Source organism: Bacillus sp. Pc3 (genome assembly GCF_000815145.1).
GTDB classification, from domain to species: domain Bacteria; phylum Bacillota; class Bacilli; order Bacillales; family Bacillaceae; genus Bacillus; species Bacillus velezensis.
Window position 1 is genome coordinate 3,543,323 of record NZ_CP010406.1, and the last position, 12,332, is coordinate 3,555,654.

18 protein-coding genes and 1 tRNA gene are annotated in these 12,332 nt (G+C 45.3%); 13 read left to right on the plus strand and 6 right to left on the minus strand.

Translation table 11 applies throughout. The annotated features are described in order from the left end of the window. Window positions 1-2: 2 nt before the first annotated feature. Both pstB (SB24_RS17100) and pstB (SB24_RS17105) read left to right on the plus strand, forming a co-directional pair. Window positions 3-809, plus strand: coding sequence for a phosphate ABC transporter ATP-binding protein PstB (gene pstB, locus SB24_RS17100; RefSeq protein WP_007408307.1), 807 nt, complete (start codon window positions 3-5; stop codon window positions 807-809). Window positions 810-820: 11 nt separating this feature from the next. After that, complete coding sequence (gene pstB / locus SB24_RS17105; protein WP_003153040.1) at window positions 821-1,603, plus strand: phosphate ABC transporter ATP-binding protein PstB; 783 nt, start codon at window positions 821-823, stop codon at window positions 1,601-1,603. A gap of 99 nt (window positions 1,604-1,702) precedes the next feature. Here pstB (SB24_RS17105) and SB24_RS17110 read toward each other — a convergent pair whose 3' ends face one another. Further along, window positions 1,703-2,167, minus strand: a complete 465-nt coding sequence (locus tag SB24_RS17110; protein ID WP_007408308.1) for an endolytic transglycosylase MltG — start codon at window positions 2,165-2,167, stop codon at window positions 1,703-1,705. Then, entirely contained in the window at window positions 2,164-2,517 is a 354-nt protein-coding gene (locus SB24_RS17115) for a hypothetical protein (protein ID WP_003153047.1), read from the minus strand. Before SB24_RS17115 ends, SB24_RS17110 begins: the two co-directional genes overlap by 4 nt. A 346-nt stretch (window positions 2,518-2,863) precedes the next feature. Between SB24_RS17115 and rpmG the strand changes: the two genes are divergently transcribed. The 3 genes from rpmG (at window position 2,864) to SB24_RS20050 (ending at window position 3,890) form a co-directional block, all read left to right on the plus strand. After that, window positions 2,864-3,013: a 50S ribosomal protein L33 gene (rpmG, locus tag SB24_RS19785; RefSeq protein ID WP_003153056.1), complete on the plus strand. Its 150-nt coding sequence runs from the start codon at window positions 2,864-2,866 to the stop codon at window positions 3,011-3,013. 78 nt (window positions 3,014-3,091) lie between these two features. Further along, window positions 3,092-3,646: a 5-formyltetrahydrofolate cyclo-ligase gene (locus tag SB24_RS17120; RefSeq protein WP_033574145.1), complete on the plus strand. Its 555-nt coding sequence runs from the start codon at window positions 3,092-3,094 to the stop codon at window positions 3,644-3,646. A 70-nt stretch (window positions 3,647-3,716) separates the two neighbouring features. After that, window positions 3,717-3,890 (plus strand): hypothetical protein, encoded by a 174-nt coding sequence (locus tag SB24_RS20050; protein ID WP_007408311.1) that lies wholly within the window; start codon window positions 3,717-3,719, stop codon window positions 3,888-3,890. 75 nt (window positions 3,891-3,965) lie between these two features. On the opposite strand, the gene nhaC is transcribed toward SB24_RS20050, so the two are convergent. Continuing rightward, the gene (gene nhaC, locus SB24_RS17125; protein ID WP_052250244.1) at window positions 3,966-5,276 is read right to left on the minus strand and encodes a Na+/H+ antiporter NhaC; all 1,311 of its coding nucleotides are present in this window, start codon (window positions 5,274-5,276) and stop codon (window positions 3,966-3,968) included. A 251-nt stretch (window positions 5,277-5,527) separates the two neighbouring features. Here nhaC and SB24_RS17130 point away from each other — a divergent pair, with 251 nt between their 5' ends. The 5 genes from SB24_RS17130 to SB24_RS17150 all read left to right on the plus strand — a co-directional run bounded on the left by SB24_RS17130 (window position 5,528) and on the right by SB24_RS17150 (window position 9,374). Further along, window positions 5,528-5,737, plus strand: coding sequence for a YqgQ family protein (locus tag SB24_RS17130; RefSeq protein WP_039254473.1), 210 nt, complete (start codon window positions 5,528-5,530; stop codon window positions 5,735-5,737). 34 nt (window positions 5,738-5,771) lie between these two features. Further along, window positions 5,772-6,734, plus strand: coding sequence for a glucose kinase GlcK (glcK, locus tag SB24_RS17135; protein WP_015417825.1), 963 nt, complete (start codon window positions 5,772-5,774; stop codon window positions 6,732-6,734). Between the two features lie 82 nt (window positions 6,735-6,816). After that, window positions 6,817-7,944 carry a M14 family metallopeptidase gene (locus tag SB24_RS17140; RefSeq protein ID WP_015417824.1) on the plus strand — a complete coding sequence of 376 codons (1,128 nt, stop codon included), beginning with the start codon at window positions 6,817-6,819 and terminating at the stop codon, window positions 7,942-7,944. A gap of 72 nt (window positions 7,945-8,016) precedes the next feature. Further along, window positions 8,017-9,054: a YqgU-like beta propeller domain-containing protein gene (locus tag SB24_RS17145; protein ID WP_039254477.1), complete on the plus strand. Its 1,038-nt coding sequence runs from the start codon at window positions 8,017-8,019 to the stop codon at window positions 9,052-9,054. A 5-nt stretch (window positions 9,055-9,059) separates the two neighbouring features. After that, the gene (locus SB24_RS17150; RefSeq protein ID WP_003153073.1) at window positions 9,060-9,374 is read left to right on the plus strand and encodes an MTH1187 family thiamine-binding protein; all 315 of its coding nucleotides are present in this window, start codon (window positions 9,060-9,062) and stop codon (window positions 9,372-9,374) included. Between the two features lie 32 nt (window positions 9,375-9,406). Here the strand turns inward: SB24_RS17150 and SB24_RS19790 are convergent, their stop codons facing one another. Next, complete coding sequence (locus SB24_RS19790; RefSeq protein WP_003153076.1) at window positions 9,407-9,580, minus strand: DUF2759 domain-containing protein; 174 nt, start codon at window positions 9,578-9,580, stop codon at window positions 9,407-9,409. 154 nt (window positions 9,581-9,734) lie between these two features. On the opposite strand from SB24_RS19790, the gene SB24_RS17160 reads away from it, so the two are divergent. Beyond that, a complete protein-coding gene (locus SB24_RS17160) occupies window positions 9,735-10,373 on the plus strand; it encodes an MBL fold metallo-hydrolase (RefSeq protein WP_003153077.1) in 639 nt (212 codons plus the stop codon). A 39-nt stretch (window positions 10,374-10,412) separates the two neighbouring features. On the opposite strand, the gene SB24_RS17165 is transcribed toward SB24_RS17160, so the two are convergent. Beyond that, the gene (locus SB24_RS17165) at window positions 10,413-10,658 is read right to left on the minus strand and encodes a DUF2626 domain-containing protein (RefSeq protein ID WP_003153078.1); all 246 of its coding nucleotides are present in this window, start codon (window positions 10,656-10,658) and stop codon (window positions 10,413-10,415) included. Between the two features lie 236 nt (window positions 10,659-10,894). Here SB24_RS17165 and SB24_RS17170 point away from each other — a divergent pair, with 236 nt between their 5' ends. Continuing rightward, window positions 10,895-11,275, plus strand: a complete 381-nt coding sequence (locus SB24_RS17170; protein WP_003153079.1) for a Spx/MgsR family RNA polymerase-binding regulatory protein — start codon at window positions 10,895-10,897, stop codon at window positions 11,273-11,275. 64 nt (window positions 11,276-11,339) lie between these two features. Here SB24_RS17170 and SB24_RS17175 read toward each other — a convergent pair. Next, window positions 11,340-11,410: transfer RNA gene (locus SB24_RS17175), tRNA-Gln, on the minus strand. A 71-nt stretch (window positions 11,411-11,481) separates the two neighbouring features. On the opposite strand from SB24_RS17175, the gene SB24_RS17180 reads away from it, so the two are divergent. Beyond that, window positions 11,482-12,312, plus strand: a complete 831-nt coding sequence (locus SB24_RS17180; RefSeq protein WP_039254482.1) for an STAS domain-containing protein — start codon at window positions 11,482-11,484, stop codon at window positions 12,310-12,312. Window positions 12,313-12,332: the final 20 nt, after the last annotated feature.

Genomic DNA, 12,332 nt, shown 5'->3' on the forward strand with positions numbered 1-12,332 from the left:
ACATGATTGATCACATCATCAGGGAACAAGCGGAACAGACAAAGCGTTCGCCGGAGTCTTCAATTTTGGAAGTGAAGCATTTATCAATTTATTACGGTGACAAACAAGCGGTTAAAGATGTAAACATGGATATTGAAAAACATGCGGTGACGGCTCTGATCGGTCCCTCCGGCTGCGGGAAATCAACATTTTTGAGACAGATTAACAGAATGAACGATGCCATTCCTTTTGCAAGAAGCGAGGGAGAGATCCTTTATGAAGGGCTGAATATTTTGGGGGAAGCGATTAATGTCGTGTCTCTCAGACGGGAGATCGGTATGGTGTTTCAAAAACCGAATCCGTTCCCGAAATCCATTTACAATAACATCACACATGCGCTGAAGTATGCGGGGGAACGCAGGAAAGCCGTTTTGGATGATGCGGTCGAGGAAAGCTTAACGAAGGCGGCGCTTTGGGATGAAGTCAAAGACCGGCTTCATTCATCGGCTCTTTCGTTATCAGGCGGCCAGCAGCAGCGTCTTTGTATCGCCCGTACGCTTGCGATGAAACCTGCCGTGCTACTTTTAGATGAACCGGCCTCAGCTCTGGACCCTATTTCAAACGCCAGAATCGAGACGCTTTTGACAGAACTGAAAAAAGATTATTCGATTATTATCGTTACGCATAACATGCAGCAGGCACTTAGGGTGTCTGACCGAACGGCTTTCTTTTTAAACGGGGAAGTGGTGGAATACGGGCAGACAGAACAAATTTTCACGAGTCCTAAAGCGCAAAAGACAGATGACTACATTAACGGAAAGTTCGGATAGGGGGAAGGACTGTGAGCCTTGTGAAGGAAGCGGTGCACACACAGAATTTATTTGATATTCACGGCATGAACGTATGGTACGGAGCCCACCAGGCTTTAAAAGACATTACGATCGGTTTTGAGGAGCGGAAGGTAACTGCGATCATCGGTCCGTCCGGCTGCGGGAAATCCACTTTTATTAAAACATTAAACTTAATGCTGCAAATGGCCCCGAATGTCAAAGTGACAGGCGACATGATCTATAACGGGCGCAATCTGCTGAAAGAAAAGACGGATGCGGCAGAATTAAGAAAACAGATCGGTATGGTGTTTCAAAAAGGCAATCCGTTTCCGCAGTCGATATTTGAGAATGTCGTGTACGGTCCGAGAATTCACGGCGAAAAAAATAAAAAGAAACTGCTTGAAATCGCCGAGGAATCTTTAAAGGCAGCTGCGCTCTGGGATGAAGTGAAAGATCGCCTTCACCAGCAGGCGCTTTCACTGTCAGGCGGTCAGCAGCAGCGGCTGTGCATCGCAAGGGCGCTCGCCACAAAACCGGACGTCCTTCTGATGGATGAACCGACGTCCGCTCTCGACCCCGTATCCACGCGGAAAATAGAAGAGCTGATTTTGACATTGAAAGAAAAGTATACAATCGTCATTGTGACGCACAACATGCAGCAGGCTGCGAGGGTCTCTGATCAAACCGCGTTTTTCTATATGGGCGAACTGGTAGAATGGGGGGATACGGGCAAAATATTTTCTCAGCCGGATCATCAAAAAACACATGATTATATCACCGGAAAATTCGGATGAAAAAAACGGGCCCGGCCATTGACCGGGTCCGTTTTATACTCCTTATTAAAAAAGCCTGCCGGCCGTATCCATCTGAATGGACGATGCCTGCAAGCTTTTTTAGCGGGTTAATGTTTTGACGATTTTTTTAAAGCTCATATCTGAGTCGACTTTGAAATGGCCGGCGCGGATTTCTTTATGGTAGCCTGCGTCAATGACGTAATCATTAAAGTCCTTCGCTGAAGGAATAATCCCTTCTTTTTCAAGAATGGATGACACATCAGCAGTGCTCATTCCGTCTTTAATCGTCAGTTTGTATGTTACTTTTTTCTTTTTGGCGTCTGTGTTTTGGTCGTTGTTTAACGATTTTTCTTTAGAATCAAGCAGTTTTTGATAGTCATCCCGGTTGACGGAGACTTTTTGCTGATCGTCGAGGTAGCTGTTTACTTCTTTTTCTGTCAATGCTGTTTTTTCGGTTTTAACGGCGGCTGCCTGGTCATGGTCAGTCAAATAGAAGACAGCGGCGAGAACGGCCGTCGCTAAAATCATGCCTGCTGCAAAAGCCTGAATGCCCCGTTTTGTCATACGAGCACCTTCTCATTATCTTTAATAATGGTATTGACGTCCTCGACAGACACGTGCTCCGCTTTTGCGATGGCTTCCGCAGACATTCCGTTGTTATATTTTGAAATGATTTGTTTGGCGATTTTTTGGTTAATGCCGCTGCTTTTGGCTTTGCGGATCACGAGGTTGGTTTCCAGCAATTCTTCTTCAAGCACCGTCATTTTCTTTTTCAGCTTGTAAATTTCCTGCATGGCGGAAAGCTGAAGCGTTTCAAGCTCCTGTTCCACGTCTTTCATCGGATCTCTTTGAGAATATGAGAATGCAATAAGCGCTATACTGACGATAAACAACGCAATAATAGCAATTTCCACGTTTCATCACCTTCTATTATTAATTTGCCCTTCTTTTTTATACCATAAAACGCCGCCATTCTAAAGGAAATAGAGAAAAAAACGGAATTTTGTCGGGAAATCTTTTTTATTCGGGGAGCAAACGGTTATTTCTCTATAGATTTCGCATCAGAAAGTCCTTTTTTGTCCTGTTTCGTCATATTTTCCCTTCACCAGGCGCAAGCTCATTCAGAGGATCAGAAGCATAAACTGATGTTTTCTGCACTTAAACAACATTTCATGTAAATCACTCTAGCATTCCGTCCATTATAGTGGTATTATATATAAGTCTGAATAAGTAAATGATATTTAGTTTGGAGGGAAAATAATGCGCGTTAATATTACTTTGGCTTGCACTGAATGTGGTGAGCGTAACTATATTTCTAAAAAGAACAAACGCAACAATCCGGACCGCGTTGAATTTAAAAAATATTGCCCACGTGATAAAAAATCTACGTTACACCGTGAAACAAAATAAGCTGTTTAAAACAGCGGAAAAAGCTGGAGCTTTCAATAAAGTTCTGGCTTTTTTGTCTTTCAGGGAGGTTTGAGAAACGTGAAAGCACAAATCAGAACCGCTATCAAAGCAAAGCTTTCTGACATGACAGAAAGTGAATGGGAGAAAAAATGCCGCAGCATGCGTGAAACGCTGTTTTCTTTAAAAGAATGGAAACAGGCCCGCGTGATCGCCGTTACCATCTCGACACGCCTGGAAATTCCGACACGGCCGATTATTGAACAGGCCTGGAAAGAGAAAAAACAAGTCTGTATCCCAAAATGCTTTCCGCGGACGGGAGCGATGGAGTTCCGTACATTTTCTGCGTATGATCAGCTGGAAACCGTATATGCGGGCCTCAGTGAACCGATCGAGAGCCAGACGGAAAAAGCCGCCCAAAAAGACATTGACCTTGTGATTGTGCCCGGTGTGGCTTTTGACCGGGAAGGCTTCAGAATCGGATACGGCGGAGGATATTATGATCGGTACCTCTCCGGTTATAAAGGCCGTACCGTGTCGCTTCTCTTTGACTGCCAGCTGACAGACCGCATTCCCCGCATGCCCCACGATATTCCGGTCGATAAGATCGTGACTGAATCTGAAACCATCGCTTAATCGCATAAAAAACTTCTTGCACCGGAATAATTCTCGCTGTTTGACAAACGATAGGGGCAGGAGGGATAAGATGAAAAAATTGTTGATCTACTCATTATGCGCCGTATCTGTTTTAGCCGTTTACCAAAACCGCTACCGTCTGATGAACAGCGTGCTCAGCCAGCCGGGGATCAGACGGTCATTCATTCATTTCTTTTTAAAAATACCGTTTATCAGAAACAAATTCATTCAGCAGGCATTTTAAACAAATCCCGTTTTTCAGCGGGATTTTTTGCATAAGAAAACCTGCCGGTAAAAAACGGCAGGTTTTCTCGTATTGTCAGCTTTTTTTCAGGAAACCGAGCAGAATTGAGATCATAGGAGAAATGTACAGGAAAAAGGTAAACGGCAGGTAGTCGATGACGGAAACCCCTAATGCGCTTGCCATAAAAGCGCCGCTTACTCCCCAGGGAATCAGCGGGTTGATCAATGTTCCGCCGTCCTCAAGCGACCGCGCAAGGTGAATCCGCTTAATGCTGAGCTTGTCATATAAAGGTTTATAAGATTGACCCGGAATTAAGATCGACAAATACTGCTCACCTGTCGCAAGGTTTACGCCTATACTTGAGAAGACGGTCGCCATGACAAGACGTCCTTTCGTATGCACGCCTTTTATCAATCCTTGAAGCAGCGCCGCGATCAGGCCCGTTTTTTCCATCAGGCCGCCGAGCGCAAAGGCGATCATGATCAGAGAGACTGATCCCATCATCGATTGGAGCCCGCCTCTGTTGATAATGCTGGCCACAGCCTGGTCGCCGGTTTTAAACGCCGTCCCGCTTTGCAGGGCGGATATAAATCCTTGAATGCTGCTGTCAGGAATAAAAACAGCAGTCAGAAGCCCTGCGGAAATAATACCGGCGGTAAGCACCGGAATCACGGAAACCCGTCTCACAGCTAAAATGATCACCAACAGAGGTGAAAGAAGCGACCAAGGCGTAACGTGCACGGCCTCTTTTATTCCGGAAATGACCGCCTCAATATTTTGCGTTGAAGCGGCATTTATTGAAACCGATGAACCGAGAATATAAAAAAGAACAATCGTGATCAGCAGTGCCGGAACGGTAGTGCCCATCATATGGCGAATATGCTTAAAAATCGGAATTTCGCCGATTCCGGCGGCAAAATTCGTCGTGTCGGACATCGGTGACATTTTATCACCGAAACAAGCCCCGCAAATGACTGCTCCCGCCGTCCATTCGAGCGGAACTCCCGCCGCGCTTGCTACCCCTAACAGCGCGACGCCGATTGTACTGACAGTTGTCAGACTTGAGCCGACAAGCGTGCTGATAATCATGCAGGAAAATAATGCGGTCAAAAGCAGCTGACTCGGCTGTATAATTGACAAAGCGTAAACGGTGACGGTGGGAATGGCGCCGCTGTACATCCAGGCGCCGATCAGCATACCGATCAAAGCCAGTACGATAATCGGCTGCACACCGTTTTTCAATCCGCTGACAATTCCTTTTTCAAGACTCTCCCACGAGAAACCGAGCCACAAACCTGCCAGAGACAGAATAATGACGCAAAAGAACAGCGGCATATGCGGCTCTGTATGAAAGAAAAACAGGCAGGACATAATGACTGCTAACATCAAGACAAATAAACTGATGGCTGAGATGAACGTCAGCCTTTTTTCTTGTTTCAAAACAACACCCCATCAAACTTTAATCCTTTTGTGCTTTTGGGCACGAAAGTATTGTAACAGAAAAACGCTTAAATGAGTGTTTTTTTACAATTGTGAATATACAATTTATGAAAATAATACAAGGATATTTTCTCCAATCGTTTTTTGCTTGACGCCCGGATCAGTGATGAAATACGCTTATACTAAGAAGAATAGAAATGGTGAAGCAGATGAATTCATTTTATGACGTGCAGCAGCTGTTTAAGTCATTCGGACATATCGTTTATTTCGGTGACAGACAAGCCGAAATTGACTTTATGAAAGATGAATTAAAGGAAATGTACTTGTCAAACGTGATTGAAAGAGAAGTATGGCAAAAAGCCGCCGGAGTTCTTCAGAGAGAATCGAAGCGGATCAAAGGCAGATAACACAGCAGGATTTTAATAAGAAAAGGAGATTATTATGGAAGATACATGGTTTGCGGGGATTGATCTTGGCGGGACAACCATCAAGCTGGCCTTCATCAACATGTACGGTGAAATTCAGCATAAATGGGAAGTTCCGACCGATAAATCAGGAAACACAATTACGGTCACGATCGCCAAAGCGCTTGATCAGAAGCTGGAAGAACTGAACAAGCCGAAACGGATCGTAAAATGGATCGGAATGGGAGCGCCCGGACCCGTGGAAATGGCGACGGGGATGGTCTATGAGACGACAAATATGGGGTGGAAAAACTATCCGCTGAAAGACCATCTTGAGGCGGAAACGGGTATTTCGGCCGTCATTGAAAACGATGCCAATATCGCGGCGCTCGGAGAAATGTGGAAGGGTGCAGGTGACGGGGCCAAAGATGTCATTTTAGTGACGCTCGGAACCGGAGTCGGCGGAGGCATCATCGTCAACGGAGAAATCGTTCACGGTAAAAACGGGGCCGGCGGAGAAATCGGTCATATTTGCAGTATTCCGGAAGGAGGAGCTCCGTGCAACTGCGGAAAATCCGGCTGCATCGAAACGATTGCGTCCGCAACCGGCATCGTCCGCATCGCGAAAGAAAAGCTTGCGGCGGTTTCCGACTCTTCGCTCTTACAAGTGGATGATCTGACGGCACGTGACGTGTTCGAAGCGGCTAAACAGCAGGATAAGACAGCGCTTGAAGTCGTCGATTATGTCGCAAAACATTTAGGCCTCGTGCTCGGAAATCTGGCAAGCGCCATGAATCCGACGAAAATCGTGCTCGGCGGAGGCGTGTCTAAAGCGGGTGAAATCCTGCGGTCAAAAGTGGAAGAGACTTTCAAAATCACCGCATTCCCGCGTTCTGCGGAAGCGGCGGATATTTCGATTGCGGCACTTGGAAATGACGCCGGAGTCATCGGCGGGGCGTGGATTGCCAAAAATGAATGGCTCAAACATCAAAACTGCTGAAGAAAGTCTGCCTGCCCATATCGCGGGCGGCTTTCTTTTTTTATCTCCCCTGTCATATAGTTTTTAAAAAAGGGGGATGAACATGGCGGGAATTCGTGTCAAACCTGAATTGAAACAGCATATGAAAGATATTGCAAAGGTGCTTTCAATTGATGAAAAACTGTTGAAAGCCGCTGATAAAACGGCGGAAAATGATGATTTATTGTGTCCCGGCTTTGCCGTGAGCGGGCAGTCAGAGGGTCCGCCGCTTGAGACGCTGAGCGGGCTTTCGCGATACATCCGGCACTGTGAAAGGATTCTTTCCGCTGATCAATGGGTGAAGGAAGAAAAGGTGTACGGGTCCCAATCGGTTTATGAAGAAATTGAGAAAATAACGGATGTCTTTCCGTTTGTCACGTGCCGTAAAATCGGCAGTTCCGTATTGGGAAAGCCGCTTTATGAGCTGAAAATAGGTGCGGATACGGCTGAAAGAAAAGTCCATGTAAATGCCTCATTTCATGCCAATGAATGGATCACCACCTCGGTCGCGCTTAAATGGTGTAAAGAATATTGCGCGGCATTATGCGAAAATAAAACCGTTTTCGGGCACTCTGCGCTTGATATATTCAGCCTGACATCATTGTCATTCGTTCCGCTCGTAAATCCCGACGGTGTTGATCTCGTACTTTACGGATGTGAAGATTTATCAGAAAAAAATGAATTTCTTAATCAATTAAATGAGCACCGCCCGGATTTCCGCGAATGGAAGGCGAATATAAACGGTGTGGATTTAAATAAACATTTCCCATCCAATTGGGATATTGAACAGAGGCGCAAACCGAAGGCCCCTTCATACCGTGATTTTCCAGGGACGGCGCCGCTCACTGAACCGGAGGCGCAGGCGATGCACCGGCTGATAACGGAGCAGCCGCCTGACAGGCTGATCGCGCTTCATACGCAGGGAGAAGAGATTTATTGGGGATACGAAGGATGTGAACCGGAGCAATCATCCCGGATGATTCGGGAGTTTGAAGCGATAAGCGGAAACCGCTATCAAGGCGTTAAAACCATTGACAGCCATGCGGGTTTTAGGGATTGGTTTATACAGCAGTATGGAAAAGAGGGCTATACCATTGAGCTCGGAAAGGGAAAAAACCCTTTGCCTTTTCATCAGTTTGCTGATATTTATCAAGCGACGGAAGGTATTTTGTGGAGGTCGCTTGTTTTTTGAGACATCTGTGAAATTTCTCATTTGTTTACATAAACAAATATGGGACAATAGAAAAGAATGGAGGGAAGGCTGGTGAGATACTTGGTTTGTGTTCTGCTGTCCGCATTCGTTCTGTGTTTAGCGGCCTGTGAACCATCTCATCAGCAGCAAGACACAGGCGTTTCGGCAAAATCGGCAGAACAGAAAATCGTTCCGCTCAGTAAAAAGGAAGCGGAGAAAACGGAAGGATGGCTGGATAACAGAACGATTCTGTATACAGCACATCATCAGCTGATGAAATATGATCTTTTCAGCGGAAAATCCGAACGGCTCTATGAAACAAAGGGCAATATTGTCAATGTAAAGATCAGCCGGAAAAAACAGCTGATTCTCGTACAGGTGACAAGCAGCGGTCAGACTGAGCTTGTGCTTATGAACAAGCAGGGGAAAAGACTTTATCACAAAGCCTTTAACTCTTATGAGCTGGAGACGGCTTGGAATCCGTATGACCCGTATCAAATGATGATTACCGTTTTTACTGAAACATGGGACTTCACTGCCTATACGGCCGATATGAACAATGGCATTTTAAAAAAGAGTCCCGTTCAGGCCCCTTTTGTCCATTGGACCTCCACTGATGAATTCCAATATATCAAGCAAGGAAAAACGGAGGAAGAGGGTCCTTTATATTCTTATGACTTGCAGACGAAAAAAGAAAAAAGAGTGCTTCATCACGTCATCTGGGCCGATTCCCGCCCGGGCATGACGATTGCCGTCAGACAAACGGATCAATCGGACGGAGACGGCGAGTTCCTTTTCCAAAAGCCGGCATCCGTGACGCACCGCTTTCCTCTCCAAAAAAAGTATGAGAGCTTCGCGCCGATGGAATATGATTACGATCAGACACACAAGCGTTTTTACATATTTAAGCCTGAAGGCCGCTCTTACAATCTGATCAGCTTTGACTTAGGAGACGAACGGGAGCGGACGGTGCTCAAAAACACGGAAATGGAGCCGATTCAGATCTCTCCGAACGGGGAATACGCTTTATACGGCTTTACGTATGACCGTCTGATTTCACTGAAAACAGGCATGACAGAACCAATCATAACAAATGAAAAAGGAGTTTGAACCAAATGGCAATTGCAGATGTGACAATCATTCCGATCGGAACAAAAACACCGAGCGTCAGTGAGTACGTAGCGGATGTGCAAAACATTTTGGAGGGTTACAAAGCTGCCGGCAAAATCAAATTTCAGCTCACGCCGATGAACACTTTGATTGAAGGTGAGCTGAGCGACTTATTCGCAGTCATTCAGGACATTCACGAAGCCCCGTTCCAAAAAGGGCTGCACAGAGTGGCGACAAATATCCGCATTGATGACAGACGTGATAAAGAAACGACACTGGAGAGCAAAATCAAAAGTGTCAGCAAACATTTGCAGCAATAAAAAATAAGCCTGTATCCATTGGATACAGGCTTTTAATGTGCAGTCGGATAGCCGCTGGTTACAACGGTCATTACGGTAAACCAGCCAAACACGCCCAGCGTGGCGGCGGCTAACAAAAATCCCAGGATATTTCTCTGTCTGACAGCCCGCAGGACTCCTAATACAGCTAATAATGCGACAAGGCCGAAGATTACAACAAGTAACATCATGCTCCTCCTTTGTCATTGGAACCTGAAAATCTTTCCATTTCATTTTAACCGTTTTCATTTTGTTTGTCGATAGCGTTTTCCCGGCCGCATTCATTGAATCTTCCGCAGAAAACCTTCATAATAAGGGCATATACATAAAGAGGTGATGAAAGTGAAATGGAGACGAATGCCGGCCGGTCCGATTCAGGCAAACGCGTATTTTCTTGTCAGTGAGGATCAGTCCTGTCTTATTTTTGATCCGGGCGGAGAAGCGGACAAAATCAACAATTACATAAAAGAAAACAATCTGAAGCCGCTGGCCATCTTACTGACGCACGCCCATTTTGACCATATCGGCGCGCTTGACGAAGTAAGAGACAGATGGGATGTTCCCGTATATCTTCACAAAAATGAAGAAAAGTGGCTGGAGGACTCTTCCTTAAACGGATCAGGCATATTGCGGGGCATCGCCGTAACGGCACGGCCCGCCGAACGGCTGATTGAAGGCGACGGCATATTGGACATCGGGCCTTTCCATTTGGAGACATTGTTTACGCCGGGACATTCACCGGGAAGCGTTTCTTATTATGTGAAGGACGCGGATCTGGTGATTTCAGGTGATGTGCTCTTTCAGGGAGGCATCGGCCGAACTGATTTACACGGCGGAAGTCAGGACGTATTGCTTGATTCCATTCATCAAAAACTGCTCACGCTTCCCGGACATACACTTGTGTTAAGCGGGCACGGGCCGGAAACGGATATTCAGACAGAGCAGGAGCGAAACCCGTTTATCAATGGTTTTTCACTGTAAATGAAAAAAGACAGACCATAATCGGTCTGTCTTTTTCTGTCAGTGGGTTCCGCCGCCCGGTGTCATAATAAAAATAGAGTAATATGTAAATCCGGCGAAAAATACGGTTAAGTAAGCTCCGAAAATATAAATATACATCCGCTCAGTCAGATTCAAATAAGAAAGAAATACGAAAAAGATCGTCTGTCCAAAAAACAAAAGTGAAGCGTCTTTCATGCCCCCTAAAAAAAACATGACTGCAAATATCCCCGTCCAAAATCCTAACACCCGGAACATGCGATTCATTCCTTATCCCCTCCCGAGAGTCTATCTGAAGTTTATTATAATAGATCGGCACTCAAAATGTAAACATTTTCATGATTATATTTATTGTGGAATTTATGTCTTTCCCTGTGTTTTATATCTTATGCCGCTCTCTGAAAAAGATCCGAAAAATCTTTTTGAAATATGTTTAATGAAAAAAAGTTCAGGGTACTTATGTTAACAAAGAGACGGATTATCCGAGGGAGGAATTTTTAAAAATGAAAGAACTTATTTTTTATTCATACCCGAGCTGCACATCATGCCGAAAAACGAAACATTGGTTAAAAGCCCACAATGTTGACTTTCAAGAGCGCCATCTATTCAGGGAGACACCGACAATTGATGAATTGAAGCAGATCTTATCATTAACGACTGAAGGAATTGATGAAATATTGGCGACGAGAAGTCAAACATTTAAAAATCTCAACCTGAACATTGAAGAAATGACTGTAAATGAAGTGCTGAAGCTTTTGACTGAGAAGCCGAAACTGCTGCGGCGTCCGATTCTGATCGATCGCAATAAGCTCGTTATCGGATACAATCCGGGAGAACTGATGAAGCTGACGAAGAAAAAAACGGTACATCAATCTGTATCATAAGAGAAAAACGAAGATCCGCTGATCAAAATTTATCAGCTAATCTTCGTTTTTTGCGGTTGCGGGACTGGGCTAGCTGGATTCGAACCAACGATCACGGAGTCAAAGTCCATTGCCTTACCGCTTGGCTATAGCCCATCGGATGTAATTACAGTATGTGCGTCCGGCGCCGATTTATACATACAAAGGAATTTGAATGGAGGAGACCCGTGAAACATTTGAGTGAAGCATTATCTCGAACCTTAATTGAAGAATCAGGTGAAATCACACGCCAGTGGCTGCTCATACCAAAATCGGGGCGGCCTACAGATGATCAGAAAGCGGAAATGCAGCACCGTCTGTTAATTGAAATCGTTGCCGGCATTTTATCGGAAAAAGACGGCGGGGAAGAGGAGCTGACGAAATGGGCGCTTCAGTTCGCAAGGGACCGGGCCGTCCATGAAATACCGGTCTATGAAAGCGTCACGAGCTTTAAAGAATTCCGGAGATTGGTCTGGAACCGCATACAGACGTGCTGTGAAACAATGTCTGAGAAGCCTGGGGCGAATGCGGTATTCCATTGGGGAGAGAAGCTGAACAAAGCAATTGACCATATGATTGAAGTATTTACAGAGGAATATTATAAAGTGACGGTTACACAATTAAACGCCCAAAAAGAAATGATTAACGAACTAAGCGCGCCGATTATGCCGATTGCCGACGGTATTGGAATTTTGCCGCTCGTCGGCGAAATTGACACCTACCGGGCAAAAATGATTTTGGAATCGGTGCTTGACCAATGTTCTTCACTCCGTCTTTCTTATTTATTTTTAGATATATCAGGTGTGCCGATTGTGGATACGATGGTCGCTTATCAGATTTTTAAAGTGATTGACAGCACAAAACTTCTTGGCATAGAAACGACAATCTCAGGCATCAGGCCGGAAATCGCGCAGACCGTCGTGAAGCTCGGCATCGATTTTTCTCAGGTGAAAACGGAGCAGAGTCTGGCGAAAGCGCTGGCAAAAAACGGATTTATCGTAAAAGAATCATTAAGATGATAAAAAGCTGAATGGCCGGG

Coding starts and splice junctions, on each gene's coding strand:
- pstB (WP_007408307.1), top strand. CDS start 3: ATGATTGATCACATCATCAGGGAACAAGCGGAACAGACAAAGCGTTCG.
- SB24_RS17110 (WP_007408308.1), bottom strand. CDS start 2,167: ATGACAAAACGGGGCATTCAGGCTTTTGCAGCAGGCATGATTTTAGCG.
- rpmG (WP_003153056.1), top strand. CDS start 2,864: ATGCGCGTTAATATTACTTTGGCTTGCACTGAATGTGGTGAGCGTAAC.
- SB24_RS20050 (WP_007408311.1), top strand. CDS start 3,717: ATGAAAAAATTGTTGATCTACTCATTATGCGCCGTATCTGTTTTAGCC.
- nhaC (WP_052250244.1), bottom strand. CDS start 5,276: ATGTTAGCAGTCATTATGTCCTGCCTGTTTTTCTTTCATACAGAGCCG.
- SB24_RS17130 (WP_039254473.1), top strand. CDS start 5,528: ATGGTGAAGCAGATGAATTCATTTTATGACGTGCAGCAGCTGTTTAAG.
- glcK (WP_015417825.1), top strand. CDS start 5,772: ATGGAAGATACATGGTTTGCGGGGATTGATCTTGGCGGGACAACCATC.
- SB24_RS17140 (WP_015417824.1), top strand. CDS start 6,817: ATGGCGGGAATTCGTGTCAAACCTGAATTGAAACAGCATATGAAAGAT.
- SB24_RS17150 (WP_003153073.1), top strand. CDS start 9,060: ATGGCAATTGCAGATGTGACAATCATTCCGATCGGAACAAAAACACCG.
- SB24_RS19790 (WP_003153076.1), bottom strand. CDS start 9,580: ATGTTACTTGTTGTAATCTTCGGCCTTGTCGCATTATTAGCTGTATTA.
- SB24_RS17165 (WP_003153078.1), bottom strand. CDS start 10,658: ATGAATCGCATGTTCCGGGTGTTAGGATTTTGGACGGGGATATTTGCA.
- SB24_RS17170 (WP_003153079.1), top strand. CDS start 10,895: ATGAAAGAACTTATTTTTTATTCATACCCGAGCTGCACATCATGCCGA.